A 23,864-nucleotide genomic window follows, 5' to 3' on the forward strand; every position below is an offset into this window, starting at 1 on the left:
ATCTTGTCCCATTGGCATGAGAGAGATTGTGCCGATGGGACATTTCTTGCTCTGCTGAAGATACGTTGAAGGTTTACTGCCTGTCAAGCAAAAGTACTTGCATGGGCCTGTTATTTGTGGTAGAATACTTATATTGTGTTTGGGGGTCATCATGCCCCTGAGTATGAAGGAGGTGTAACACATGGCAAATGTTTGCGAGTTTTGTGCAAAAGGCGAGCTGTCCGGCAACAACGTCAGCCACTCCCACCTGAAGACGAAACGTTCCTGGAAGCCGAACATCCAGCGTGTCCGCGCTGTTGTTGACGGTGAGGTCAAACGTGTCAACGTCTGCACGCGCTGCCTGCGTTCTGGCAAGGTCCAGCGTGCCCTTTGATTTGCGCATAATATCAAAGCTGATATATCATAAATAGAGCAGATAAGAGAAAATCTTATCTGCTCTATTTATTTGCGTTCGAGAAGGCAAGGCGTCAAAAAGAGGGTATCTAACGCTTCACACAGCAGGCTGAAGTTGCGCTTATAGATACCCTCTTTTTGACTTACGTTAGTGAAAGGCAAGGTGAGGCGTCAAAAAGAGGGTGTCTGACGCTTCACGCAGCAGGCTGAAGTTGCGCTTATAGATACCCTCTTTTTGAGTTATGTTAGTGAAAGGCAAGGCGTCAAGAAACAGGTGTCCAACGCTCCGCGCAGCAGGCTGAAGCTTCGCTTATGGATAATGGCTTTTGGCTTAGGGAATCGCAGATGAGATGAGGTTATTCGGTCAGCGTTTCGAGTTCGTTGAGGCAGTCGGTGAATTTCTGGAAGGTGATCTGGAAGGGCTCGGGGGTGGTCATGTCGACGCCCGCACGCTGGAGAAGGGTGATGGAATAGTCGCTGCCGCCGCTGGCGAGGTAGTGGAGATAGGCTTTCTGGGCCGGCTCGCCTTTTGTGCGCAGGTTGTGGGAGAGGGTCATGGCGGCAGCGTAGCCTGTTGCGTACTGGTAGACGTAGAAGGGACGGTAGAAGTGGGGGATGCGGCTCCATTCGGCGGCGAGCTCGGTGTCGAGGACGACGTCTTCGCCGTAGTAGGTGCGGTTGAGCTTCATCCAGATGGATTCGAGTTTGTCAGCGGTCAGGGCCTCGCCTTTCTCGACGGCGGCGTGTGTCAGGAGCTCGAATTCGGCGAAGAGCATCTGGCGGAAGACAGTGGTGCGGATCTGTTCGAGGTAGAGGTTGAGATAGTAGAGGCGTTCGCGTCCTTTGGCGTGCTGGAGGATGTACTCGAGCAGCAGGTTCTCGTTCGTTGTGGAGGCGACTTCAGCGCAGAAGATGGTGTATTCGGAATTGACGAAGTCCTGCTCCTGGCTGCTGTACCAGCTGTGCATCGAGTGGCCCATCTCGTGAGCGAGGGTGCTCATGGATTCGTAGGTGTCGTTCCAGCTCATGAGCACGAAGGGGTGGACGCCATAGACGCCCCAGGAGTAGGCGCCGCTGCGCTTGCCCTGGTTCTCGCAGCGGTCGACCCAGCCGGACTCGAGGCCCTGGAAGAGGTCATGCTCATAGGTGCTGCCGAGCGGCGCGAGGGCTTCTTTGAGGATGGCTGTGGCTTGCTCGTAAGTGTAGGCGGCAGCTGGCTTTTCAATGACGGGCACGTAGAGGTCATACATGTGGACCTTATCGAGCTTGAGCAGGCGCTTCTTGACCGCCATGTAGCGGTGGAGCGCGGGAAGGGCGGCGTGTGTCGCTTCGATGGCGCTGTCGTAGACGGAGAGCGGGATGTTGCTGACATCGAGCGCCGCTGCGCGCATCGTCTCGTAGTGGCGCATGGAGGCCGTGAACTGGCTGCTCTTGACGGAGGCGCTGTAGAGCGAGGCGAAGGTGTTGCGGAAGGCGTGGTACGTCTGGAAAAGCTTCGTGAACGCATCCTGGCGGACTTCTCGCTTCTCGCTGCGCAGGAAGTTCATATAGCGGCTCTCGGAGAGCGGCGTGAGCCTGCCGTCCTCTGAGAGTGTGTCAGGGAATTTGAGGTCGGCATTGGCCATGACGGTGTAGGTGTTGCGCGGAGCGCTGCGGAGCTCACCCGTGCGCGCGAGGAAGGCTTCCTGCTCCGGCGTCAGGATGTGCGCTTTCATGCGCAGCAGCTCCTGCAGGCGGAAACGGTATTTCGCGAGGCCAGGCAGGGCATCGGGCAGGCTCTTGAGCGTTTCCTCTGGCAGGGCCAGCAGCTCCGGTTCGATGAAGGCCGTCGCGGCGCCGGTCTGGTCGAGCAGCGGCATGACGCTTGCGGCATCGGCCTGATACTGTTGGTTGCCCGTGTCGGTGTCAGCCATCATGCGCGCCCAGGCAAAGACGGAAGAGAGCGTGATCTCCATCTCGTCCTGCTTCGTCAGGCAGTTGAGCAGCTGCTGCGGGTCCTTCAGCCTTCCGCGGAACGACTGGATATCATCGAGTTGTCCCGGTATGCTGTCGCGTGCGGCCTGCCAGTCTTCTCGTGTCGCATAAATGTCGGACAGATGCCATTTCTCTGTGGCAGGGCAGTCTTTTCGTGCGGGAATCGTCTTATTTGTCATATCGGTCATCCTTTCCTGGTTTGTTCACGTTTTCCTTGCGGGTGATGCTGCTGTCCCTATTATAGCATAGCCGGGCATGATTCTGTCATTTTGCGGATTTTTGGGGCGCATGCTACAATAGGGGACATAGAATGAGAGGAAGGGGAGCGTTGGATATCGTGAAAAACGGAGAGTGGAAAGAACGGGGACAGGAGGGCATCCTTTGGCTGGCAATCAACGCGAAGTACTCGCATACATCGCTGGCTGTGCGCTATCTGCGCGAGTGTGTGCCGGGGTCGGAGATCTTGGAGCTCACGATCAACCATCAGCTGCTCGCGGCGCTCGGGGAGATCTATGAGCGGCGGCCGCGTGTCTTGGGCATTGCCTGCTACATCTGGAATATCGAGATGGTCAAGGACCTGCTGCGGCTCCTGCCGGCGGCGCTGCCCGATACCATCATCGTCTGCGGCGGCCCGGAGGTCTCATACGATACGGCAGCGTTTTTCAGGGAGTTCCCGATGGTCGACTTTGTCGTGCGCGGCGAGGGGGAGGAAGCTGTCGTGCAGCTCATTGAGCGGCTGCGCGCGGTGAAGCTCGATAAGGCGCGGGCTGCTGAGGTCAGCCGTCTGGGGAGTCTGCCGGGCGTCGCCATGCGTCGGGAGGACGGCACCATCGACGAGAGCACGGCTGTGACCGTAGCGGATTTCTCACAGGTGCCCTTTGCTTACCGCGAGGCGGAGATGGAGCCCATCAAGGAGCGCATCCTCTACTATGAGACATCGCGTGGCTGTCCGTTCTCCTGTGCTTACTGTCTGTCGTGTGCGACGGCCGGAGTGCGCTTTTTGCCGCTCGCGCGCGTCTTTGGCGAGCTCGATTTCTTCGTGCGCCACGACGTGCGCCAGGTCAAGTTTGTCGACCGGACGTTCAATGCCAAGAAGTCGCATTTCCTGCCCATCCTGCAGTACATCCTGGCCCTTCCTCAGACGGTGCGCACGAACTTTCACTTCGAGGTGGCCATCGATTACCTCGATGAAGACGTCCTGGAGACGCTGGCGCAGATGCCGCGCGGCCGCGTCCAGCTCGAGATCGGCATCCAGTCGACGAATGAGAAGACATTGCAGGCTGTCTCGCGCTGCAATCACTGGGAACAGATTGCCGCGCACATCCGGCGCATCCTCTCGTTCCACAACATGCACATGCATGTCGACCTCATCATCGGCCTGCCGGGCGAGGGCATGGATTCGTTCGCGCGGTCGTTCAACGATGTCTACGAGCTGCACGCCGACATGCTGCAGCTCGGCTTCCTGAAGTTCCTCAAGGGCGCTTCGATGATGCAACTCGTCGAGCCATACCGCTATGCGTACATGGCCATGGCACCGTACGAAGTGCTTCGGTCCGACGCCCTGACGTACGGAGAGATCCGCTGGTTCCACAGCTTCGAGGACGTCTTTGAGACGTACTACAATGCGGGCCGCTGCCGCCATACGGCCGACTTCCTGATAAAGTCGCAGGAGCACGGCGATGCCTTTGCGTTCTGGAAGCGCTTTACCGACTGGTGGGAGAATCATGGCTATCATAAGGTTGGCCATGCGACAAAAGACCTCTACGGCTTATTGCGCGATTTTGCAGGGGATGCGTATGGCACGGCGGCAGTTCTTCTCGACAACCTGCTGCGCTTTGATGCCCTGATGGCCGACGGCGGCCGCATCCGTCCCGTTTATCTCGACTGGGATATGGAAAAGCATCAAGATAAGACAGCACCCTTCTGGCGCAGCGAGAGGCCGCGCGCCTATCTGCCCGGCTTCGTCTTCGAGAACTGGCGTGCCGTGCGCGGCCGCTACCATATCGAGTTCTTTGCCTGCGATGTGCGAAAGGCTGCCGAAGGCATTGTCGAGCCGCGCGAGACGGTGCTGCTCTTCGACTTCACAGGCCCCGATGTGACATGCCAGGAAATCGTGCTATAATAGCTTTATTGATGAAAATAAGAGCGCAGCTGCAAGTGCCGCGCTGTAGAAATGAGGATGTGTGAACAATGAAATTAGCTGCAACTGATTTTGACGGGACGTTCGCGCCACACCGCCAGCCCGTCCCCGCGTCAAATATCGAAGCCGTCGCCAAGTGGCAGGCTGCTGGCAATAAATTCGGCATCTGCACGGGCAGGGGGCTGAGTCTCATCGAGTTCGAGCTGCGCAAGTACCCGGCGCTCCATCCCGACTACCTCGTCTGCAACAACGGTGCCGTTATCGTCAACGACAAGAGAGAGTTCCTGTCCAGCCTGTGTTTCGCGGAGACGCTCGTCAAGGGCATGCTCCGTCTGCCACTCATCCGCCAGACCAAGAATCCCATGCGATTGCTGACCGAGACGGATATGTATCTGCTCGATACCGGCTCGTCCATCGAGTTTGGCCTGGTCATCCCGATGGAGACGCTGACGTTTGAGCGCGCAGCGTCGATGGAGAAGGTCGTCCAGCTCAGCATGCGCTGCGAATCGGTGGAGGAGGCCGAGGCCGTGACGGCGGAAGTCACGAAGGCCTTCCCTGAGGTCATCGGCAACATCAACCGCAACTACATCGACTTCAATCTCAAGGACGCCAACAAGCGCGACGGCCTGCGGCGCCTGCTGAAGGTGACGGGGTGGCAGCCGGAAGAGACGCTCTTCATTGGCGACGACCAGAACGACCTGCCCGCTGTCAAGTACTTCCACGGCTACACCGTCGAGACGGCAGAGCCCTTCATGAAAGAAGCCGCCACAAAAGTCTATCCAAGTGTAGGCGATATGCTGCTGTCCCATCTTTGAGGGGGATGCGAGCATAGCAGGCCGTCAAGCGCAGGTCCCCATCCCGCCTGCAGGCGCAAAGCGACCGCCCAAAGGGCTGAATCCCAAGCATATACTGGCTAGGATGAGCAATGTAAAAACGCCGCGTCAGGCGGCGAAGCTCCTTAGTCCGATTACCATTCCATGGGATTCATTCAGCGATGCGCCGAAGCCGGGATGGGGACCTGCGCGCCTCCTAAGCCAAGATGTCTACCTATCTCCATTATGGTAATTGTTGCAATAAAAAAAGACTGTGCCGAGACACAGTCTTTTTATTTGCCGTCGTATCAATCCGAGGAATGATACGCGAAGCATCGTGAATCCGAAGATTACTTGTTGGCGTTAACGAGCTCCATGACACCAGCAGCGCTGCCCTCAGAACCGAGAACCTCTTTGATCTTGTGCTCAACGAGTTCCTTGATGTAGGAGCGGCCGTCAGCGCAGTACTGACGCGGGTCGAAGTGCTCCGGATGAGCGAAGAAGTGCTCGCGGATACCAGCCGTCATAGCGAGGCGCAGGTCGGAGTCGATGTTGATCTTGCAGACAGCGGATTTAGCAGCCTTGCGGAGCTGATCTTCCGGGATGCCTACAGCGTCATCGAGCTTGCCGCCGTTCTCGTTGATGATCTTGACGTACTTCGGGATGACGGAGGAAGCACCGTGCAGGACGATCGGGAACTCAGGGATCTTCTTCTCAATCTCAGCGAGGATGTCGAAGCGGAGCTCAGGCGGTACGAGAACGCCGTCAGCATTGCGCGTGCACTGCTCCGGTTTGAACTTGAATGCGCCATGGCTCGTGCCGATTGCGATAGCGAGGGAGTCAACGCCCGTCTCACGAACGAATTCCTCAACCTCTTCCGGCTGCGTGTAAGCTGCCTCGTGAGCAGCGACCTTTACATCATCTTCGATGCCGGCGAGTTTGCCGAGCTCAGCTTCGACAACGACGCCATGCTCATGTGCATAAGCAACGACTTCCTGCGTGCGCTTGATGTTCTCTTTGAACTCGTACTTGGAGCCATCGAACATTACGGACGTGAAGCCATCATCGATGCAGGCCTTGCAGGTCTCGAAATCCGGACCATGATCGAGGTGCAGAGCGATAGGAATATCGTTGACCTCGAGGGCTGCCTCGACGAGGTGACGGAGATACGGGCCCTTAGCGTACTTGCGTGCGCCAGCGGAAGCCTGGAGGATAACCGGGGAATTCAGCTCTGCAGCTGCTTCCGTGATACCCTGTACAATCTCCATGTTGTTGATGTTGAAAGCACCGATAGCGAAGCCGCCTTCGTAAGCTTTCTTGAACATTTCTTTCGTTCCAACTAATGGCATTTTTCATTACCCCCTAATGAAATCATGTTCACTTATACGAACTGACTTCATTATAGCATAGAACAGGCCCTTGGTGTATAGGCGAAAGTCAATTTTTATGAAAATATCGTCATTCGCGCGTAAATAATAGGAATTATCGTTTCGGATGATGGAAATCCGAGACAATCTGTTCCATATCGGACGGCAGGGGGGAGCGGACATCGATCATCTCGTTTGTCAGTGGATGGCGGAAGTGGAGCCGCGCGGCGTGCAGGGCCTGCCTCTTTATGCGCGTGAGGCTGCCGCCGTAGAGGTCGTCGCCGAGGAGCGGATGGCCGAGGTGCGCGAGGTGGACGCGGATCTGATGCGTGCGGCCCGTGTCGAGCACGAGGTGGACGAGCGAGAGATGCCCGTCTGTCTGCACGGTGTCGTAATGCGTGCGGGCGGCCTGTCCGTCGGGCGCGACTTTGCGCAGGATGATGCTCGGCAGCGCGCGGGCAATCGGCGCGTCGATGAGCCCCTCAGGCGGTGTGAGCTCGCCCTCGATCAATGCGAGGTATTCGCGGTGGAAGAGCTTGCCTTCGCCGCGGCGCGGCGTCAGCTTATACTGGACCTGCGGGACCTTGGCGATGAGGACGAGGCCGGATGTGTTGCGGTCGAGCCGGTGCACGGGATGGTAGGCGTGGTGCTCGCCGTGCGCTCTGTACCAATATAATACAGCGTTGCCGAGCGTGCCGTGCGCCTCTTTTGTCGTCGGGTGAACGAGCTGCCCCGCCGGCTTGTTGACGACCATCAGGTAGTCGTCCTCGTAGCGGATGTCGAGCGGCAGGTCTTCTGGCTCGATGTCCGACGGCCGCACGATGTCAAACGTTATGATATCGCCCGACCTGACTTCGGTGCGGGCGGCATTGCAGAGGATGCCATTCACACGGAAGGTGCCGGAGTGCTTGATGCGCTTCCACTGGGTGGAGGATATGCCTTCTTTCTGCGTCAGAAAAGCCTTGACGGGCATTCTCGTCAAGGCTTCTGGCAGTTCGACGCGGATCTGCGTCATTCTTTTGTCGTGTCCTTCGAAGAGGCCTGACCGGTGAGCGGCGCCTTGTCGCCGCGCGCGATGGCGATGAGCCGGAAGGCGAGGGAGAGGATGATGGCGACGACCGTGGCGAGCGACATGCCCTTGAAGCTCACGGTGCCGATCGTCAGGCTGGCCGTCGAGACGCCGATGCCCATGACGATGGACGTCAAGAGGAGGTTCATCGGGTTGTTGTAGTCGACCTTGGCCTCGACGAGGATGCGGATGCCCGAGGCGGCGATGACGCCGAAGAGCAGCATGGAGACGCCGCCCATGACAGGCGTCGGGATGCTCTGGATGAGCGCAGCGAGCTTGCCGAGGCACGAGAGCAGGATGGCGAAGACGGCTGCGCCGCCGATGACCCAGGTCGAGAAGACCTTCGTGATGGCGAGGACGCCGATGTTCTCGCCGTATGTCGTGTTCGGCGTCGAGCCGAAGAAGCCCGAGATGATGGTCGACAGGCCGTTGCCGAAGATGGAGCGGTCGAGACCGGGATCCTTCGTGAGGTCGTGGCCGACGATGTTGCCCGTGACGATCAGGTGGCCGATGTGCTCGACGATGACGACGAGCGAGGCGGGCAGGATGATGAGGATGGCGCCGAGGTCGAACTTCGGCGTGTAGAACGTCGGCAGGGCGAACCAAGGCGCGCTCTCGACAAGCGTCCAGTCGACGATGCCGCAGATGGCCGCGATGATGTAGCCGCTGACGACGCCGATGAGGATCGGGATGATGGAGAGGAAGCCCTTGAAGGCGACGGAGGCGAAGATGGTGATGGCCAGCGTCGCGAGCGAGACGAACATCGCCGTGCTGTCCGCCTTGTCGCCCGTGAGGCCGGCCATGCCCGCGGCTGTCGGCATGAGCTCGAGGCCGATGACGGCGACGATGGCACCCATCGAGGCGGGCGGGAAGATCACATCAATCCAGCCCGTGCCGACGGCGCGCACGAGCAGGCCGACGAGGCAGAAGACGATGCCGACGCAGATGAAGCCGCCGAGGGCTGCCTCATAGCTGTACTGCGCGAGCACGAGGAAGACAGGCGAGAGGAAGGCAAAGCTCGAGCCGAGGTAGGCCGGGATCTTCCCCTTGCAGAGCACGAGGTAGAGGATCGTGCCGATGCCGTTGAACAGGAGGACCGTGGCCGGGTTGATCTTGAAGAGGATCGGTACGAGCACGGTGGAGCCGAACATCGCGAAGAGATGCTGCAGCGAGAGTGGGATCGTCTCGAGAAGCGGCAGCTTCTCTTCGACACCAATGGGACGTTTTTGCAAGATGAGACACTCCTTTCGATTACTATGACTGCTCTTGCGCGTCTAGTCTTATGGATCAATTCATTCCGTATCCAATTTATCATAGGATGGGACAGCTGTCCACTTTTCTTGTTTTCCCTTGAAAAAGCGGAAAACCTTATCATTTACAGGACAATATCTTCTGTTTTTTGCTGAGAATGTAACATGATGACTTTCATATGTGCTTCCCTAGAAAACATTTTTACGCAAAAATCGTGAAAGACGGTAGACAGGCCGCTGAAATTCTTGTATAATATGTCTCGATTAAACACTTTAACAAACAAAACGCCTGCGCTGTCCGTTTATGGCGGATGTGCCGGCAGATGTTTAGGGGGAGAAACATGGCGCTTATTGTAAAGAAATTCGGTGGCAGCTCGGTCGCTACCACAGAGAAAATCATGAATGTAGCGAAGAGAGTGCTCAGCGAGAAGCAGCCGGGCGACCAGATTGTCATGGTCGTATCTGCGATGGGCGACACGACGGATGATCTTATCACCCTGGCCAATGGCATCACGAAGGACCCGTACCAGTACGCGCGAGAGATGGACATGCTGCTGACGACGGGTGAGCAGGTTTCCATCGCGCTGCTCGCAATGGCCTTCAAGTCGCTCGGCCAGCCGGCCATTTCCCTGACGGGGCCGATGGCGGGCATGCGCACGGACTCCGTGCACACGAAGGGCCGCATCAAGGACATCCAGCCGAAGCGCGTCCATGAGGAACTCGACAAGGGCAACATCGTCGTCGTCGCTGGTTTCCAGGGCTCGGACGAGATCGGCGATCTCGTGACGCTCGGCCGCGGTGGCTCGGACACGTCGGCTGTCGCACTGGCCGGTGCACTCAAGGCCGACAGCTGCGAGATCTACACGGACGTCGACGGCGTCTACTCGGCTGACCCGCGCATCGTCAAGAATGCGCGCAAGATGAAGGAGATCACGTATTACGAGATGCTCGAGATGGCGCGCCTCGGCGCCGGCGTCATGCAGCCGCGTTCCGTCGAGATGGGCAAGTATTTCAACATCCCGATTCACGTTCGTTCGACGTTCACGAACAAACCGGGCACGATCATTAGGGAGGATTATACAATGGAAGATAAGGATTTTGTGATCCGCGGTGTCGCACACGATGAGAAGGTAGCAAAGATTGCCGTCCTGGGCATCCCGAACACGCCGGGCATCGCCCATGAGATTTTCTCGGCTCTCGCTGAGGCCAACATCGATGTCGACATGATCGTGCAGAGCATCCGCAACATCGAGAAGAATGTCACGGACATGGTCTTCACGGTGGCGACGGATGACCTGGCGCAGGCCAAGAAGGTCGTCGACAAGGTTGCCGATAAGCTCAACGCCATCGCCGTCCTCATCGAGGAGGATGTCGCGAAAGTCTCGATTGTCGGCGCCGGCATGCTCGGTAACCCGGGCATCGCAGCGCGCATGTTCGGCGCTCTGTCGAAGGCCCAGATCAACATCGATATCATCAGCACGTCGGAGATCAGCATTTCCTGCCTCGTCAAGGGCTCGCAGCTCAAGGATGCAGTCAATGCAATCCACGACGAGTTCTTCCCGGCTAAGGCATAAGCATGAGGGAGCCGCTCTTTCGGGGGTGGCTCTTTCTTGTTGACCGCGCGCTGAGATCTTCCGATGCGCGGGGGAATCGAGATGCTGAGAAATATTGTATACGTTTTTTCGGTATATGGACATATGGGTGGAAAACGTTTATGATATACTCATTATATGGATATTGGTTTGTATGGAAGGAAGTTATTTTATGATGACGAGTATGGCGGCTTCGCATGCAGCGAGCAAGAGATTGAAGGATGCGATTTTTGGTGCGAGCGCAGCATGCCGCGAGGCAGCAGAGAAGTATGGCGCCGACAAGGTCACGAATGCGACGATGGGCGTCATGATGGACGAGGACGGCAAGTTCGCGAGCATCCCGACGATGGAGCGCGTCTTCCGCTCGCTGTCCATCGAGGATTACGCGCGCTATGCGCCAATCCCGGGGCTTCCTGAGTACCTCGACGCTGTCATTGACCTGACGTTTGCTGACCAGAAGCCGGAGGGCTACTTCGGTGCCATCGCGACGGCGGGCGGCACGGGTGCCATCCATCACGCTGTGGCCAACTATGCGGAGCGCGGCGATGAGGTCCTGACGGCCGACTGGTTCTGGGGCACCTACAACGTCATCTGCAACGAGTGCGGCTCGCATCTGACGAACTACAAGCTCTTCGATGCGGACAACAATTTCAACATCGAGGACTTCACGGCGAAGGTCGACGCGATCATGGCGAAGCAGGACAGCCTGCTGACGATCATTAACACGCCGGCCCATAACCCGACGGGCTTCAGCCTGACGGAGGAGGACTGGGACAATGTCCTCGACCTCACGAAGAAGTATGCAGCTAAGGGCAAGAAGATGAGCATCCTCGTCGACATCGCCTACATCGATTTCGCCGGCGAGAAGAACGAGACGCGCCGCTTCATGAAGAAGTTCGGCAATCTGCCGAGCAACATTCTCGTCATGTTCGCCTTCTCGATGTCGAAGGGCTACACGGCTTACGGCCAGCGCACGGGTGCACTCGTCGCTGTCTCCTCGAGCCAGGAAGTCATCACGGAGTTCAAGGAAGTCAACAAGTACACGAGCCGCGCGACGTGGTCGAACATCAACCGTGGCGCGATGACGCTGCTCGCCCGCATCCAGCAGGACAAGAGCGCGCTCGCACAGTTCGAGAAAGAGCGCGATGATTACTACAAGATGATCCAGCATCGCGGCAACCTCTTCATGGAAGAGGCGAAGGCATGCGGCCTCAATGCCCTGCCGTACAAGGGCGGCTTCTTCCTCGCCGTGCCGGCGAAGGACCCGCAGGCCGTCTGCGACAAGCTGCACGATGACCTGATCTTCGCAGTACCGCTGAAGCTCGGCGTCCGCATCGCCGCCTGCTCCGTCTCGGCCGAGAAGATGAAGGGCATCGCTCCGAAGGTCCTCAAGGCTCTGCAGGCCGTCGAAGGCTGATTTTCCCGATACGACCGAAAGGCCCGCATCCGCTTTTTGCGGCGGATGTCGGGCCTTTTTTCGCGCGCTTTTTTGTATGCGCTGAAATTTTTTTATTGATGTGTGCCGTGATTGATGTTATAGTTTAATTGTTAAGGTTTGTTAACACTGCACTACAATGCAATAGGTTCGTTTTCGTTCATGATCTAGGAGGACGCAGAAGAAGATGTTTAAGTTCAAGCAGAAGGACAGCGAGTTCTTTGACTTGTTCGTAGAAAGCGCCCAGTATTTCTACCAGGGTGCACTCATGATGGACGAAGTCATGCTGGATTACAGCAAAGCCGCTGACAAGGTGAAGGAAGTTGTTGACCTCGAGCACGCAGCCGATGCCGTAAACGATAAGATCATCGATAAGCTGAATCTGACCTTCATTACGCCGATTGACCGCGAGGATATCTACGCGCTGGCCAATGGCCTCGATGATGGTGTGGACAATCTGCAGGGGACCTTGCAGCGCATCGTGATGTACCGGACGGGCAAGGCGATGAGCGGCGCGGTCACGCTGACGAAGCTGCTTATCGAGAGCACCGAGGAGATTATCCGTGCGTTCTCGCTCTTGAAGAACATCCGCAAGAATCAGGCGCAGATCCTCGAGGCAACCCACAAGATTGGCCGCCTCGAGAGCGAGGGTGACCGCGTCTATCGCCATGAAGTCGCCTACCTCTTCGACAAAGAGAAAGATCCGATCGAGCTCATCAAGTGGAAGGACATCCTCGAGAACCTCGAGAACACGCTCGACCACTGCGAGAAGATCGCAGATATGCTCCGAGGAGTGGTAATGAAGTATGCCTGAACTCCAGCTCTTGATCTTTACAGTCATCGGGCTCGCACTGCTGTTTGACTTCATCAATGGCTTTCACGATACAGCCAATGCCATTGCAACGTCTGTCTCCACGCGAGCTCTCCATCCGAGCCACGCCATCATCATGGCGGCGTTCCTCAACTTTCTCGGTGCCATGTACAGCACGGGCGTCGCGAAGACCATCGGCGCGGACATCGTCAAGTCGGCCCAGCATGTCGACGAACACGTGATCATCGCGGCGCTCATCGGCGCGGTCGTCTGGAACCTCATTACCTGGTGGTTCGCCGTGCCGTCGAGCTCGTCGCATGCGCTCGTCGGCGGTGTCATCGGTGCGGTGCTCGTCTCCGTCGGCTCGGACGGCCTGAACTTCTACGGCATCGGCAAGATCGTGCTCTCGCTGATCGCCTCGCCAATCATCGCCATCGTGACGGGCTGTCTCGTCATGACCGTGCTCTTCCGCATCTTCGGGCGCTTCAGCCCGTCGGCCATCAACGGTAAGTTCAAGAAGATGCAGATCCTCTCGGCTGCGATGATGGCCTTCTCGCACGGCTCGAACGATGCGCAGAAGTCGATGGGTATCATCACGCTGGCCCTGCTCTCGGGCGGCTACATCGACGTCTTCGAGGTCCCGACGTACGTCAAGGTCCTCGCGGCGACGGCGATGGCCTGCGGCACGGCCGTCGGCGGCTGGCGCATCATCAAGACGATCGGCGGCAAGATCTTCAAGCTCGAGCCGATTTCGGGCTTCGCTGCTGACCTCAACTCATCGATGGTCATCTTCTCGGCAACGCTCTTGCACCTGCCTGTCTCGACGACGCACGTCGTCTCGGGCTCCATCATGGGCGTCGGCACGGCCAAGCGCGTCAATGCCGTCCGCTGGGGCGTCGCACAGCAGATGGTCACGGCCTGGGTGCTGACGATCCCGTGCACGGCCGTGATGGGCGCCGTTGCCTACCAGTTCGTACTTTGGATCTTCAAATGAGAAATATGAAACCACGTTCCCGATGTTTGGACTGACATTTGAACCGGAACATGTGCTACAATAAGAGTAACACATGTTCCGGTTTTTGTTTCAGAAAGGGTTCAAGAAGGGGGCATTGACATGTTTGTCACGATACGGAAAGAGAGGAATATCCTACCGGAAGTCATGCCGCGCGACCTCGCAGCGGATTACCAGCAGGAATACGCGAGCCGCATTGTTGCCGTCAAGCTCGACAACACGCTGCACGACCTGCAGACGCCGGTGGGCAAGTCGCGTTCTGTCGAATTTGTCGAGCTCGAGAGCGAAGAGGGCTGGATCATCTACCGGCGTACGGTCGAGTTCCTGTTGATCATGGCCGTGCATGAGCTCTATCCAGAGGCGGAAGTCGCGGCGATGTTCCGCGCCAACAACGGCCTTTACTGCGAGATCAGCGTGCCGGAAAAACCGCTGACGCCGGAGATGGTCACGGCAATCGAGCGAGAGATGCGCGCCATCGTTCAGGAAAACCGCCCCATCGTCAAGGAGGTCTTCAGCCGCGACGAAGCGGTCAAGCTCTTCAAGGAGACGAAGCAGGTCGAGAAGGCCAATCTCATCGCTTCGCTCAAGCTGCCGAACGTCAGCATCTACCGCTGCGGCGGATACTGCGACTACCTCTACGGCGCGATGATCGGCTCGACGGGCCATCTCGGCAAGTTTGCGCTTGACATTTTTGAGTCCGGCGTCCTCCTGCGCACGCCAGCCCTCAAGAGCCGCGGCGAAGTGCCGCCTTCCGTGCCGCAGCCGAAGCTCTCAGAGGTGCTGACCGAGGCGAAGAACTGGGCCGATATCCTGCGCTGCCGCTATGTCACAGACCTCAACCGGGCCATCCGCACGGGCCGCATCAGCGAGGTCATCCGCGTCTCGGAGGCCCTGCAGGAGAAGCACATCGCCGAGATTGCCGACTACATCGCCAAGCACTGCCGGAAGCTGCGCCTGATCCTCATCGCGGGGCCTTCCTCGTCGGGCAAGACGTCCTTCGCGCAGCGTCTGCGCGTGCAGATGCAGGTCATGGGGTTGCGGCCCGTATCCATCTCGCTCGACAATTACTTTGTCAACCGCGAGGAGACGCCGAAGACACCAGCAGGGGCCTACGATTACGAGTGCCTGGAGGCGCTCGACGTCGGCCTCTTCAACAAGGACATGCTCGCACTGCTCAAGGGGGAGAGCGTCGTGCTGCCGCGTTACAACTTCAAGACGGGTGAACGCGAGTGGGAGGGGCAGGAGCCGCTGACACTCGAGAAGAGCCAGCCCATCATCGTCGAGGGCATTCACGGCCTCAACGAGAAGCTCACGGCGGCCATCCCGCGTGACTACAAGTTCAAGATCTACGTCAGCGCGCTGACGCAGCTCAACATCGATGCCCATAACCGCATTCCGACGACAGATGCGCGCCTCATCCGCCGCCTCGTGCGCGACTACCAGTTCCGCGGCGCGAGCGCGCTGAAGACCCTCAAGCAGTGGCCGGATGTGCGCCAGGGGGAGGAGAAGTACATCTTCCCGTATCAGGAAGAGGCGGACGTCATGTTCAACTCCGCGATGATCTATGAGCTTGCAGCGCTGCGCCGCTACGCCGTGCCGATGCTCGAGGCCGTGACGCCGGATGTGCCGGAGTACACGAAGGCAAGGCGCCTGCTCGACTTCTGCCAGTACTTCCTCGATTTGCCCGATGAGGACGATGTGCCGAATAACTCCATCCTGCGCGAGTTCATCGGCAAGTCTGTGTTCTTCAAGGGAGAAGATCAGGTGTGAATGACAAGAAAGCTGCCCATTGTTCTGGGCAGCTTTTTGTTATCTGATATTTGATGTTGGGGGAGGGGATTATTTGATCTTGTCTACGCCCCAGGCGTGGATGCCGTGCTCGTCGCCGAGGATGGCGGGGTCGAAGGCCGGTTCCTCGTGGCCCTCTTTCTTCTGCTTGACATAGTCGAACAGGGCGATGCGCGCGTACTTGGAGAGGCGGATGACGGCGTAGAGGTTGGTCAGGCACAGGAAGCCCATGAAGAGGTCGGCGAGGTTCCAGACGAGGGAGAGCTCAGCCAGGCAGCCGAAGAAGACCATGATCACGACACCTGCGCGGAAGACGAGCAGGTATTTCCTGGTATTGCCTTCAAAGAAGGCGATGTTGATTTCTCCGTAGTAGTAGTTGCCGACGATGGAACTGAAGGCAAACATCAAAATGAGGATGGAGACAGCTGCCGGTGCCAGCGGCCCGAAGATGCTCGCGAGCGATGCCTGGGCGAGGGCGATGCCGGTGAGCTCGCCGCCGATCGTGTACTGGCCCGTCAAGAGGACGATGAAGGCTGTGGCAGAGCAGACAATCCAGGTGTCAACGTAGACGCCGAAGGCCTGGACGAGGCCCTGCTTGATCGGGTGGGTGACATCGGCCGTCGCTGCGGCATTCGGCACGGAGCCTTCACCGGCCTCGTTGGAGAACAGGCCGCGCTTGACGCCGGTGATGACAGCTGTGCCGAGTCCGCCGCCGACAGCCGCCTGCGGCGAGAAGGCATCGTGGAGGATCAGGGCGAACATCGCCGGGACTTTATCGATGTTGAGCAGGATGATGGCAAAGGCCGTCAAGAGGTAGATGCCGGCCATGATGGGTACGAGGAATTCCGTGAACTTCGCGATGCGCGACATGCCGCCGAAGATGACGAGCGCCGTCAGCACGCAGAGGAAGGCAGCGGAATAGATCGGGGCAATGCCGAAGGCCGTCTGGGCGGACAGCGCAATCGTGTTGGCCTGTACGGATACGTAGATGAGACCGAACGTCACCGAGATCAGGAAGGCGAAGAGCTTGGCTACGCCGGGCTGGCGCAGCGCATTCTTGATGTAGTAGGCTGGGCCGCCGTGGAACTTGCCGTTGCCGCGCGGCAGCTTGTAGATCTGGGCGAGCGTACTTTCGACGAAGCCCGTCGCACAGCCGAGGAAGGCGATGGCCCACATCCAGAAGACGGCGCCGGGGCCGCCCGTGACGATGGCGATCGCGACGCCTGCGATGTTGCCGACGCCGACGCGCGAAGCCGTGCTGACGCAGAAGGCCTGGAAGGAGCTTATCGCATCGCCTTCCGTCTTGTGACCGATGCCCTCCGTCAGCAGCCGGATCATCTCTGGCAGCATGCGCAGCTGTACGAACCGCGTGGAGAGCGTGAACCAGATGCCGCAGCCGACGAGCACGACGATGAGCACGTAGGACCACAGCACGTTGTTGATGGCGGAGACCACCGCATTCAATGCATCCATAAATCATACCTCACTTTTCTTGATGGATAGATAAATAAAATAAATTCTAATCCATATCATAAATATATACTTATTATAAAGAAATTTTCTACGAGAGTCAAGAAAGAACGAGAATCAGCAAGAAAAAGAGCGAAAGTGTAACAGAAGTCACGGCAGGGGAAACATGTTGCAGGTAGAATATCAAGCATAGCATTCATTCCCCCTTTTTTTATATGGATGAAACCTTGACATAACAGATCTTAACAAACGATTGCCGGGCCATTGTATATGGTATATGCGCCGTTGCATGACTGAGATACAGGAGGACTTTTTATGAGCATGTTTTTAGCCCCCATCCACTTTATGGTATACGGGAAGAATCAGCTGCAGGAGCAGCTCATCGCAGAGATCGCCAAGCGCGCTGCTGCGGAGGGCTGGGCCGAGGCGAGTGCGCTTGATGCGTACTGCAGCCGCGAGGACCGCCCGCTCGATGCGATCATCGACGTCTCGAATATACACGGCTGGCTCTCAAAGAGCATCGCGGATGTCGAGCATCGCCTGGCGGCACTCGTCACGGAGCTCTTGTTCGGCCATCCGGAGCGTCTCGCTGTACTCGAGGAGCTGGCGTACGAAGTGGGCAGGGAGCAGGCTGCGCCGGCCGATGCTGGGGCGGGCGAGCTCTTCCAGTATTTGACGACACACCTCGTCGACGGCATGCCGTGTGATGGCGTCAACATGATGCGCGACCAGACGGCCGAGACGTTCCGCTGGGATAAGACGGCGGATGTGCACAGCCACTACTGGACGGAAGTCGAAGGCAGCCCCGCCGTCTACCAGGCATTGCGCAGCAGATTCGTCGCGGGCATACTTTCTTCGACCGATTACGAAGTCAGCACGGCCGATGGGATAAGCTTCGTCCTGCAGAAGGCTTGAACGGATGAGCCGCAGCGCATGCTGCGGTTTATTGGTTTAAATGCGCGAAAATAGAGAAACTTTTTAAGAAAACTTCTTCTTTTTGCTGTATTGACGTGGAATTTGTGTTGTGTTATGGTAATCGTATCATCAGATCCCGGGTGAAACCGCGAAAAGATAGGAGGTTTTTCCATGAAGAAGATTATCAAGCGCGTATTCAAGTCCTATGCAAACGTAGAGGCTCTGGGCAAAGTCATCAGCTGGAATGCATGATTCTGCCAGATAAAGTGCATATGAAAGAATAGTACGAAATGAGACGGAGAACACGGCGTTCTTCGCCTTTTTTGTATACAATTTATCTACACAAGGTGCAAAGCGTCGAGAAATTTCACGACATCTATTGGTTTTTTCATCAAGCCTTGCTATAATGAAAGAAATAGTTTGTGTGGGGACATTGTTCCACCTGTTACAAACGGTGTTATACTTTTGGACAGTAAACAGTAAGGAGAATGTGTAAATGAAACTCGTAGTAACTGTTGTTGGTAAGGACCGCGTCGGCATCATCGCGATGGTCAGCCAGATCCTTGCCGAGAATAATGTCAACATCCTCAATATCAATCAGAATATCATGGATGGTTTCTTCAACATGGTCATGATTGCGGAGATCAGCGCGAGCAAGATCAATCTCGTAGAGCTGCAGAAGACGCTCAAGGAGAAAGGCAAGGAGATCAATGTCGACATCAAGGCACAGCATGAAGACATCTTCAATGTCATGCACAATGTCTGAGCGGCGTCACTTGTTCCGGATTGGCTTTTTATGACGTTTAGGAGGAAAAGAGCCCTGTGATAACGATAGATGATATTTTAGAAACAAACCGCATGATTACGGAAAACAAGCTCGATGTCCGCACGATCACGATGGGCATCTCGCTGCGCGACTGTGCGCATCCGAATATCGATAAGTTCTGCCAGAACGTGTACGACAAGATCACGAAGTCGGCGGAATTCCTCGTGAAGACGGGCGAGGACATCGAGACGGAGTACGGCATCCCCATCATCCACAAGCGCGTCTCGGTCACGCCGATTGCCATCGCGGCCGATGCCTGCAAGACTGACTCGTACGTGCCGGTCGCTGAGGCGATGGACCGCGCCGCCAAGGAAATCGGCATCAACTTCATCGGCGGCTTCTCGGCACTCGTCGAGAAGGGCTTCACGCACGGCGACCGCGTGCTCATCAACTCGATTCCTCAGGCCCTCGCGACGACGGACCTCGTCTGCTCCTCGGTGAACCTCGGTTCGACGAAGACGGGCATCAACATGGACTGCGTGCGCGAGATGGGCGAAGTCGTCAAGCGCACGGCAGAGCTCACGCGTGACCAGCAGGCGCTCGGCTGCGCGAAACTCGTCATCTTCTGCAACGCGCCGGGAGACAACCCGTTCATGGCGGGCGCCTTCCACGGCGTCAGTGAGGCGGATAAGGTCGTCAGCGTCGGCGTATCGGGGCCAGGCGTCGTCAAGCACGCTCTCGAGGACCTCAAGGGCGCGGACTTCACGGAGATCGCGGAGACGATCAAGCGCACGGCCTTCAAGATCACGCGCGTCGGCCAGCTTGTCGCGCGCGAGGCGTCGAAGCGCCTCGGCGTGCCGTTCGGCATCATCGACCTCTCGCTCGCACCGACGCCGGCTGTCGGCGACAGTGTCGCGCGCATCATCGAGGAGATGGGTATCGAGAGCTGCGGCGCACCGGGTACGACGGCAGCCCTCGCACTGCTCAACGACGCTGTCAAGAAGGGCGGCCTCATGGCCTCCTCGCACGTCGGCGGCCTCTCGGGTGCCTTCATCCCGGTCAGCGAGGACGAGGGCATGATCCATGCAGTCTCTGAGGGCAGCCTCTCCATCGAGAAGCTCGAGGCGATGACCTGCGTCTGCTCGGTCGGTCTCGACATGATCGCCATCGAGGGCGATACGTCGGCTGCGACGATCTCGGGCATCATCGCCGACGAGGCGGCTATCGGCATGATCAACAACAAGACGACGGCTGTCCGCGTCATCCCTGTGCCGGGCAAGAAGGTCGGCGACATGGTCGAGTTCGGCGGACTGCTCGGCTACTGCCCGATCGTGCCGGTGCGCAATCAGTACAGCTCCGAGGCCTTCATCGCGCGCGGCGGTCGCATCCCCGCACCGATCCGCAGCCTGACGAACTGATGCCAGCTGCCGGGCGCTTGTCACTTGCCAGACGCCTGGAATCTGCTATAATAGAATAAATCGTGAAACTCAGAAAGGGCTCAATTCATGGATTGGGCCCTTCCTTTTGCCATTTTTGCCATTTTGCAGAACAGGAAGTGGATTGCATGCGTGTAACGAAGAAGATACGGGAAGAGCAGCTGGCCATCCTCGAGGAGACATACCGCGGGGCAAAGCCGGAACTCATCTTCCATAACCCATTCGAGCTCCTGATTGCTGTCATCCTCTCGGCGCAGTGCACCGACAAGCGTGTCAATGTCACGACGAAGCGTCTTTTCTCGAAAGTAAAGTCGCCGGAGGACATCATGGCGATGGGCCTCGCGGCACTCGAGAATGAGATCCGTGACTGCGGGCTCTTCCGCAACAAGGCCAAGAACATCCTGGCGGCCTGCCAGATGCTGTGTGAGGACTTCGGCGGGCAGGTGCCGGACGATTTTGAAGCGCTGCAGAAGCTGCCGGGGGTCGGGCGCAAGACGGCCAATGTCGTCATGAGCGTGGCTTTCCACCATCCGGCCATTGCCGTCGACACGCATGTCTTCCGCATCGCGAACCGCCTGCAGCTCGCGACGGGCACGACGCCGCTGGCCGTAGAGCAGGGGCTCATGAAGAACATCCCGAAGGAGAAGTGGTCGGATGCGCACCACTGGCTCATCTGGCACGGCCGCAAGATCTGCAAGGCCAGGAAACCGGCCTGCGATATCTGCCCGTTAGCTGCGGTCTGCCCGAGCGCAGAGCCGCTCGCTGGCAGTACCGCCAAGACCAAGTAAAGGAGAGAGAATATGGAGTACAGGAAGGCAACATTTGCCGATGTTGAGGATATCTACCATCTCGTGAACGACTATGCGACGGACGGCGTCATGCTGGCGCGCGCACGCAATACGCTCTATGAGACGCTGCGCGACATGGTCGTCGCTGTCGATGAACAGGGCCGTGTTGTCGGTGTCGGCGGCCTCCACATCATCTGGGACCGCCTGGCAGAGATCCGCACGATGGCCGTGGCGCCCGACATGACGCGCCAGGGCATTGGCGCGGAGATTGTGCGCCGCCTCATTGAGGAAGGCGACGCGCTCGGCGTCGAGAAGTACTTCACGCTGACCTATAAGCCGGGCTTCTTCCAGAAGCTCGGGTTCCAGACCATCACGAAGGAAGAGCTGCCGCACAAGGTCTGGAAGGAGTGCATTGACTGCCCGAAGTTCCCGAACTGCGATGAGATCGCGATGGTCCGCGTCTGATTGCCGTCTGTGCGATACGCGTGATCGGGGCAATACGTGTTTGCGGGGATTGCCTTGATTGTACAATTTTGGGCGATTCTGGCGAGAATGCATTGACATTCTGTAACAAATCTGGTATGGTAGTATACATCAAGTGAAATGCAGAGAATGAGAGAAGTAATCCCATGACTTCCTTGAAGAGAGCGCTGGGCTGGTGTGACAGCGCAGGGAGAGGGGATGAAATACACTCAGGAGCAGCAGGCTGAAGAGAGTAGGCCCCGCCGGAGCGCCACCGTTACCAGAGGCTAGGATATGTCAGTATCCGAAGTGAGAGGCTTGCATCGGCAAGCAGGGTGGTACCACGGGTATATCAGCTCGTCCCTGTAGAGGGGCGGGCTTTTTCTATTCTTCGGGGGATTGTCAGGAGGAAATCATTATGATCATTGTCATGAAACCAGATGCCACGAAAGAGAACATCCAGAAAGTCGAGGAGCGCCTGCATCAGGTCGGCCTCAAGGCACATCTGTCGACCGGTGAGGACTGCACGATCATCGGCGTCATCGGCGACCGCAAGAAGATCGCCAACCTTGAGGTCAGCATGCTCGAGGGCGTCGAGAAGACGGTGCGCATCACCGAGAAATACAAGCTTGTCAGCCGTCACTTCCATCCGGAGGACACGATTGTCGATGTTGACGGCGTCAAGATCGGCGGCAAGGAAGTCGTCGTCATGGCCGGCCCGTGCTCGGTCGAGAGCATCGAGCAGCTGCGTGAGGCTGCCAAGGCTGTCAAGGCCGGCGGGGCGAAGTTCCTGCGCGGCGGTGCGTTCAAGCCGCGCACGAGCCCGTACGACTTCCAGGGGCTTGCCGAAGAAGGTCTCAAGATGCTGCGCGAGGTAGCCGATGAAGAAGGCCTCAAGGTCGTCACAGAGATTGTCGACAAGGATGACATCGAGCTCGTCGGCAAGTATGCCGATGTCTACCAGGTCGGCGCGCGCAACATGCAGAACTTCCAGCTCCTCAAAGCGCTCGGCAAGGCCAAGAAGCCGGTCATGCTCAAGCGCGGCCTCGCGGCGACCATCAGCGAATGGCTCAATGCAGCCGAGTACATCATGGCGGGCGGCAATGAGCAGGTCATCTTCTGCGAGCGCGGCATCCGCACCTACGAGACATTCACGCGCAACACGCTGGATCTCAGCGCCGTCGCGGCCATCAAGGAACTCTCGCACCTGCCGATCATCGTCGACCCGAGCCACGGCACGGGCCGTTGGGAGATGGTCCGCCCGATGGCGCGCGCCGCTGTCGCCGCTGGCTGCGACGGCCTGATTATCGAGGTGCACCCGCATCCAGAAGTCGCGCTCTCCGATGGCGATCAGAGCCTCACGCCGAAGAACTTCAATGCCCTGATGGGTGAGCTCGGCAAGATTTGCACAGTCATGGGGCGCACGTTATGAGCCGTCTGAAACTCGCCATCATCGGCGTCGGCCTCATTGGCGGCTCGCTCGGTCTCTGCCTCAAGGACAAGCTCGGCGAGGACATCTACATCACGGGGCTCTGCCGCCATCAGGCCTCGATGGACCGCGCCGTCGCGCTCGGTGCCGTCGACTATGCCTCGGCCGATATCGAGTCGGTCGTTTCCGATGCTGACATCGTCTTTTTGAGCCCTCCTGTCCTGCAGATCGTGCCGATGGTGGAAAAGATCCTGCCGTACCTCAAGAAAGGTTGCATCCTGACGGATGCGGGCAGCACGAAGGGATACATCTGGCAGCACTTGCAGAAGATCCTGCCAGATGATATCTACTACATCGCCGGCCATCCGATGACGGGCCGCGAGAAGAGCGGTGTCGATGCCGCGATGAAGGACCTCTTTGTCGGCAAGGCGTACGTCATTGTCGAGGACACGGGGGCGCCGCCCGAGGCCCATGCGAAGCTCATGAGCGTGCTCAAGTACACAGGCGCGAATTTCACGACGCTCGACATCGCCAAGCACGATCGCTGTGCTTCTGTCATCAGCCATGTGCCGCATGTCACGGCTGCTGCGCTCGTCACTCTGCTCAACCGCTCTGGCGATGACCGCGACTCCTGCATCAAGCTCATTGGCGGCGGCTTCCGCGACACGACGCGCATCGCTTCGTCGAATGCCGACATGTGGGCCGATATCTGCATGACGAACGGCGAGGCCATCGCGAGCGATCTGCGTGAATTGCAGGCCATCCTCGGCGAGGTCATCACGGCCGTCGAGCATCACGACCGCCAGGCCGTTCACGATTACTTTGCGGCTTCCAAGCAGTTGCGCGATCACCTCCTGCAGGATGCCAGCAAGAAATTCGATCCCAACTGATTTTTCTGCCCATGTGCCGGGATGGACCGCATCCCAGCGCATGGGTATTTCTCTTGCTGACATTA

At 58.0% G+C, this 23,864-nt stretch carries 20 protein-coding genes and 1 other annotated feature; of the genes, 15 read left to right on the forward strand and 5 right to left on the reverse strand.

From position 1 onward, the window contains the following. Nucleotides 1-181: 181 nt before the first annotated feature. A complete protein-coding gene (rpmB, locus tag B2X55_RS06860; protein ID WP_036375242.1) occupies nucleotides 182-373 on the forward strand; it encodes a 50S ribosomal protein L28 in 192 nt (63 codons plus the stop codon). A gap of 376 nt (nucleotides 374-749) precedes the next feature. Here rpmB and pepF read toward each other — a convergent pair whose 3' ends face one another. Then, nucleotides 750-2,546 (reverse strand): oligoendopeptidase F, encoded by a 1,797-nt coding sequence (gene pepF, locus B2X55_RS06865; protein ID WP_286821462.1) that lies wholly within the window; start codon nucleotides 2,544-2,546, stop codon nucleotides 750-752. A 158-nt stretch (nucleotides 2,547-2,704) separates the two neighbouring features. Here pepF and B2X55_RS06870 point away from each other — a divergent pair, with 158 nt between their 5' ends. Both B2X55_RS06870 and B2X55_RS06875 read left to right on the forward strand, forming a co-directional pair. After that, complete coding sequence (locus B2X55_RS06870) at nucleotides 2,705-4,489, forward strand: B12-binding domain-containing radical SAM protein (protein ID WP_286821541.1); 1,785 nt, start codon at nucleotides 2,705-2,707, stop codon at nucleotides 4,487-4,489. 68 nt (nucleotides 4,490-4,557) lie between these two features. Then, nucleotides 4,558-5,322, forward strand: a complete 765-nt coding sequence (locus B2X55_RS06875; protein WP_286821463.1) for an HAD family hydrolase — start codon at nucleotides 4,558-4,560, stop codon at nucleotides 5,320-5,322. 347 nt (nucleotides 5,323-5,669) lie between these two features. Here the strand turns inward: B2X55_RS06875 and fba are convergent, their stop codons facing one another. The 3 genes from fba to uraA form a co-directional block, all read right to left on the reverse strand. Further along, complete coding sequence (fba, locus tag B2X55_RS06880) at nucleotides 5,670-6,668, reverse strand: class II fructose-1,6-bisphosphate aldolase (protein WP_036375251.1); 999 nt, start codon at nucleotides 6,666-6,668, stop codon at nucleotides 5,670-5,672. A 133-nt stretch (nucleotides 6,669-6,801) separates the two neighbouring features. Then, a complete protein-coding gene (locus B2X55_RS06885; protein WP_286821464.1) occupies nucleotides 6,802-7,701 on the reverse strand; it encodes an RluA family pseudouridine synthase in 900 nt (299 codons plus the stop codon). Further along, nucleotides 7,698-8,987 carry a uracil permease gene (gene uraA / locus B2X55_RS06890; RefSeq protein ID WP_036375257.1) on the reverse strand — a complete coding sequence of 430 codons (1,290 nt, stop codon included), beginning with the start codon at nucleotides 8,985-8,987 and terminating at the stop codon, nucleotides 7,698-7,700. The genes B2X55_RS06885 and uraA overlap by 4 nt, the downstream gene beginning before the upstream one ends. Before the next feature lie 359 nt (nucleotides 8,988-9,346). On the opposite strand from uraA, the gene B2X55_RS06895 reads away from it, so the two are divergent. The 5 genes from B2X55_RS06895 (at nucleotide 9,347) to B2X55_RS06915 (ending at nucleotide 15,625) form a co-directional block, all read left to right on the forward strand. Then, a complete protein-coding gene (locus B2X55_RS06895; RefSeq protein ID WP_055162465.1) occupies nucleotides 9,347-10,579 on the forward strand; it encodes an aspartate kinase in 1,233 nt (410 codons plus the stop codon). Nucleotides 10,580-10,769: 190 nt separating this feature from the next. After that, a complete protein-coding gene (locus B2X55_RS06900; RefSeq protein ID WP_036375263.1) occupies nucleotides 10,770-12,014 on the forward strand; it encodes an aminotransferase class I/II-fold pyridoxal phosphate-dependent enzyme in 1,245 nt (414 codons plus the stop codon). A 205-nt stretch (nucleotides 12,015-12,219) separates the two neighbouring features. Beyond that, on the forward strand, nucleotides 12,220-12,846 hold the full coding sequence (locus B2X55_RS06905; protein WP_005839353.1) for a DUF47 domain-containing protein: 627 nt from the start codon (nucleotides 12,220-12,222) through the stop codon (nucleotides 12,844-12,846). Continuing rightward, the gene (locus B2X55_RS06910) at nucleotides 12,839-13,837 is read left to right on the forward strand and encodes an inorganic phosphate transporter (protein WP_036375275.1); all 999 of its coding nucleotides are present in this window, start codon (nucleotides 12,839-12,841) and stop codon (nucleotides 13,835-13,837) included. Before B2X55_RS06905 ends, B2X55_RS06910 begins: the two co-directional genes overlap by 8 nt. A gap of 120 nt (nucleotides 13,838-13,957) precedes the next feature. Further along, on the forward strand, nucleotides 13,958-15,625 hold the full coding sequence (locus B2X55_RS06915; protein WP_286821467.1) for a nucleoside kinase: 1,668 nt from the start codon (nucleotides 13,958-13,960) through the stop codon (nucleotides 15,623-15,625). 69 nt (nucleotides 15,626-15,694) lie between these two features. On the opposite strand, the gene B2X55_RS06920 is transcribed toward B2X55_RS06915, so the two are convergent. Beyond that, nucleotides 15,695-17,116: an alanine/glycine:cation symporter family protein gene (locus B2X55_RS06920; RefSeq protein ID WP_036375281.1), complete on the reverse strand. Its 1,422-nt coding sequence runs from the start codon at nucleotides 17,114-17,116 to the stop codon at nucleotides 15,695-15,697. Between the two features lie 312 nt (nucleotides 17,117-17,428). On the opposite strand from B2X55_RS06920, the gene B2X55_RS06925 reads away from it, so the two are divergent. The 7 genes from B2X55_RS06925 (at nucleotide 17,429) to B2X55_RS06955 (ending at nucleotide 23,799) form a co-directional block, all read left to right on the forward strand. Further along, nucleotides 17,429-18,028, forward strand: coding sequence for a hypothetical protein (locus tag B2X55_RS06925; protein ID WP_036375283.1), 600 nt, complete (start codon nucleotides 17,429-17,431; stop codon nucleotides 18,026-18,028). A gap of 496 nt (nucleotides 18,029-18,524) precedes the next feature. Further along, the gene (locus B2X55_RS06930) at nucleotides 18,525-18,794 is read left to right on the forward strand and encodes an ACT domain-containing protein (RefSeq protein ID WP_036375285.1); all 270 of its coding nucleotides are present in this window, start codon (nucleotides 18,525-18,527) and stop codon (nucleotides 18,792-18,794) included. A 56-nt stretch (nucleotides 18,795-18,850) separates the two neighbouring features. After that, nucleotides 18,851-20,212, forward strand: coding sequence for a PFL family protein (locus B2X55_RS06935; protein WP_036375288.1), 1,362 nt, complete (start codon nucleotides 18,851-18,853; stop codon nucleotides 20,210-20,212). Between the two features lie 146 nt (nucleotides 20,213-20,358). Further along, a complete protein-coding gene (gene nth, locus B2X55_RS06940) occupies nucleotides 20,359-21,018 on the forward strand; it encodes an endonuclease III (protein ID WP_286821468.1) in 660 nt (219 codons plus the stop codon). A 12-nt stretch (nucleotides 21,019-21,030) separates the two neighbouring features. Continuing rightward, nucleotides 21,031-21,483, forward strand: a complete 453-nt coding sequence (locus B2X55_RS06945) for an N-acetyltransferase (protein WP_286821469.1) — start codon at nucleotides 21,031-21,033, stop codon at nucleotides 21,481-21,483. 134 nt (nucleotides 21,484-21,617) lie between these two features. Further along, nucleotides 21,618-21,848, forward strand: a binding site (T-box leader). Nucleotides 21,849-21,898: 50 nt separating this feature from the next. Beyond that, the gene (gene aroF, locus B2X55_RS06950; protein ID WP_226866771.1) at nucleotides 21,899-22,912 is read left to right on the forward strand and encodes a 3-deoxy-7-phosphoheptulonate synthase; all 1,014 of its coding nucleotides are present in this window, start codon (nucleotides 21,899-21,901) and stop codon (nucleotides 22,910-22,912) included. Beyond that, a complete protein-coding gene (locus tag B2X55_RS06955) occupies nucleotides 22,909-23,799 on the forward strand; it encodes a prephenate dehydrogenase (RefSeq protein ID WP_270528238.1) in 891 nt (296 codons plus the stop codon). Before aroF ends, B2X55_RS06955 begins: the two co-directional genes overlap by 4 nt. Nucleotides 23,800-23,864: the final 65 nt, after the last annotated feature.

The sequence above is a fragment of the Mitsuokella sp. UBA4253 genome, assembly GCF_002395285.1.
Classification (GTDB): domain Bacteria; phylum Bacillota; class Negativicutes; order Selenomonadales; family Selenomonadaceae; genus Mitsuokella; species Mitsuokella jalaludinii.

Coding starts and splice junctions, on each gene's coding strand:
- rpmB (WP_036375242.1), top strand. CDS start 182: ATGGCAAATGTTTGCGAGTTTTGTGCAAAAGGCGAGCTGTCCGGCAAC.
- pepF (WP_286821462.1), bottom strand. CDS start 2,546: ATGACAAATAAGACGATTCCCGCACGAAAAGACTGCCCTGCCACAGAG.
- B2X55_RS06875 (WP_286821463.1), top strand. CDS start 4,558: ATGAAATTAGCTGCAACTGATTTTGACGGGACGTTCGCGCCACACCGC.
- fba (WP_036375251.1), bottom strand. CDS start 6,668: ATGCCATTAGTTGGAACGAAAGAAATGTTCAAGAAAGCTTACGAAGGC.
- B2X55_RS06885 (WP_286821464.1), bottom strand. CDS start 7,701: ATGACGCAGATCCGCGTCGAACTGCCAGAAGCCTTGACGAGAATGCCC.
- B2X55_RS06895 (WP_055162465.1), top strand. CDS start 9,347: ATGGCGCTTATTGTAAAGAAATTCGGTGGCAGCTCGGTCGCTACCACA.
- B2X55_RS06900 (WP_036375263.1), top strand. CDS start 10,770: ATGATGACGAGTATGGCGGCTTCGCATGCAGCGAGCAAGAGATTGAAG.
- B2X55_RS06905 (WP_005839353.1), top strand. CDS start 12,220: ATGTTTAAGTTCAAGCAGAAGGACAGCGAGTTCTTTGACTTGTTCGTA.
- B2X55_RS06910 (WP_036375275.1), top strand. CDS start 12,839: ATGCCTGAACTCCAGCTCTTGATCTTTACAGTCATCGGGCTCGCACTG.
- B2X55_RS06915 (WP_286821467.1), top strand. CDS start 13,958: ATGTTTGTCACGATACGGAAAGAGAGGAATATCCTACCGGAAGTCATG.
- B2X55_RS06920 (WP_036375281.1), bottom strand. CDS start 17,116: ATGGATGCATTGAATGCGGTGGTCTCCGCCATCAACAACGTGCTGTGG.
- B2X55_RS06925 (WP_036375283.1), top strand. CDS start 17,429: ATGAGCATGTTTTTAGCCCCCATCCACTTTATGGTATACGGGAAGAAT.
- B2X55_RS06930 (WP_036375285.1), top strand. CDS start 18,525: ATGAAACTCGTAGTAACTGTTGTTGGTAAGGACCGCGTCGGCATCATC.
- nth (WP_286821468.1), top strand. CDS start 20,359: ATGCGTGTAACGAAGAAGATACGGGAAGAGCAGCTGGCCATCCTCGAG.
- B2X55_RS06945 (WP_286821469.1), top strand. CDS start 21,031: ATGGAGTACAGGAAGGCAACATTTGCCGATGTTGAGGATATCTACCAT.
- aroF (WP_226866771.1), top strand. CDS start 21,899: ATGATCATTGTCATGAAACCAGATGCCACGAAAGAGAACATCCAGAAA.
- B2X55_RS06955 (WP_270528238.1), top strand. CDS start 22,909: ATGAGCCGTCTGAAACTCGCCATCATCGGCGTCGGCCTCATTGGCGGC.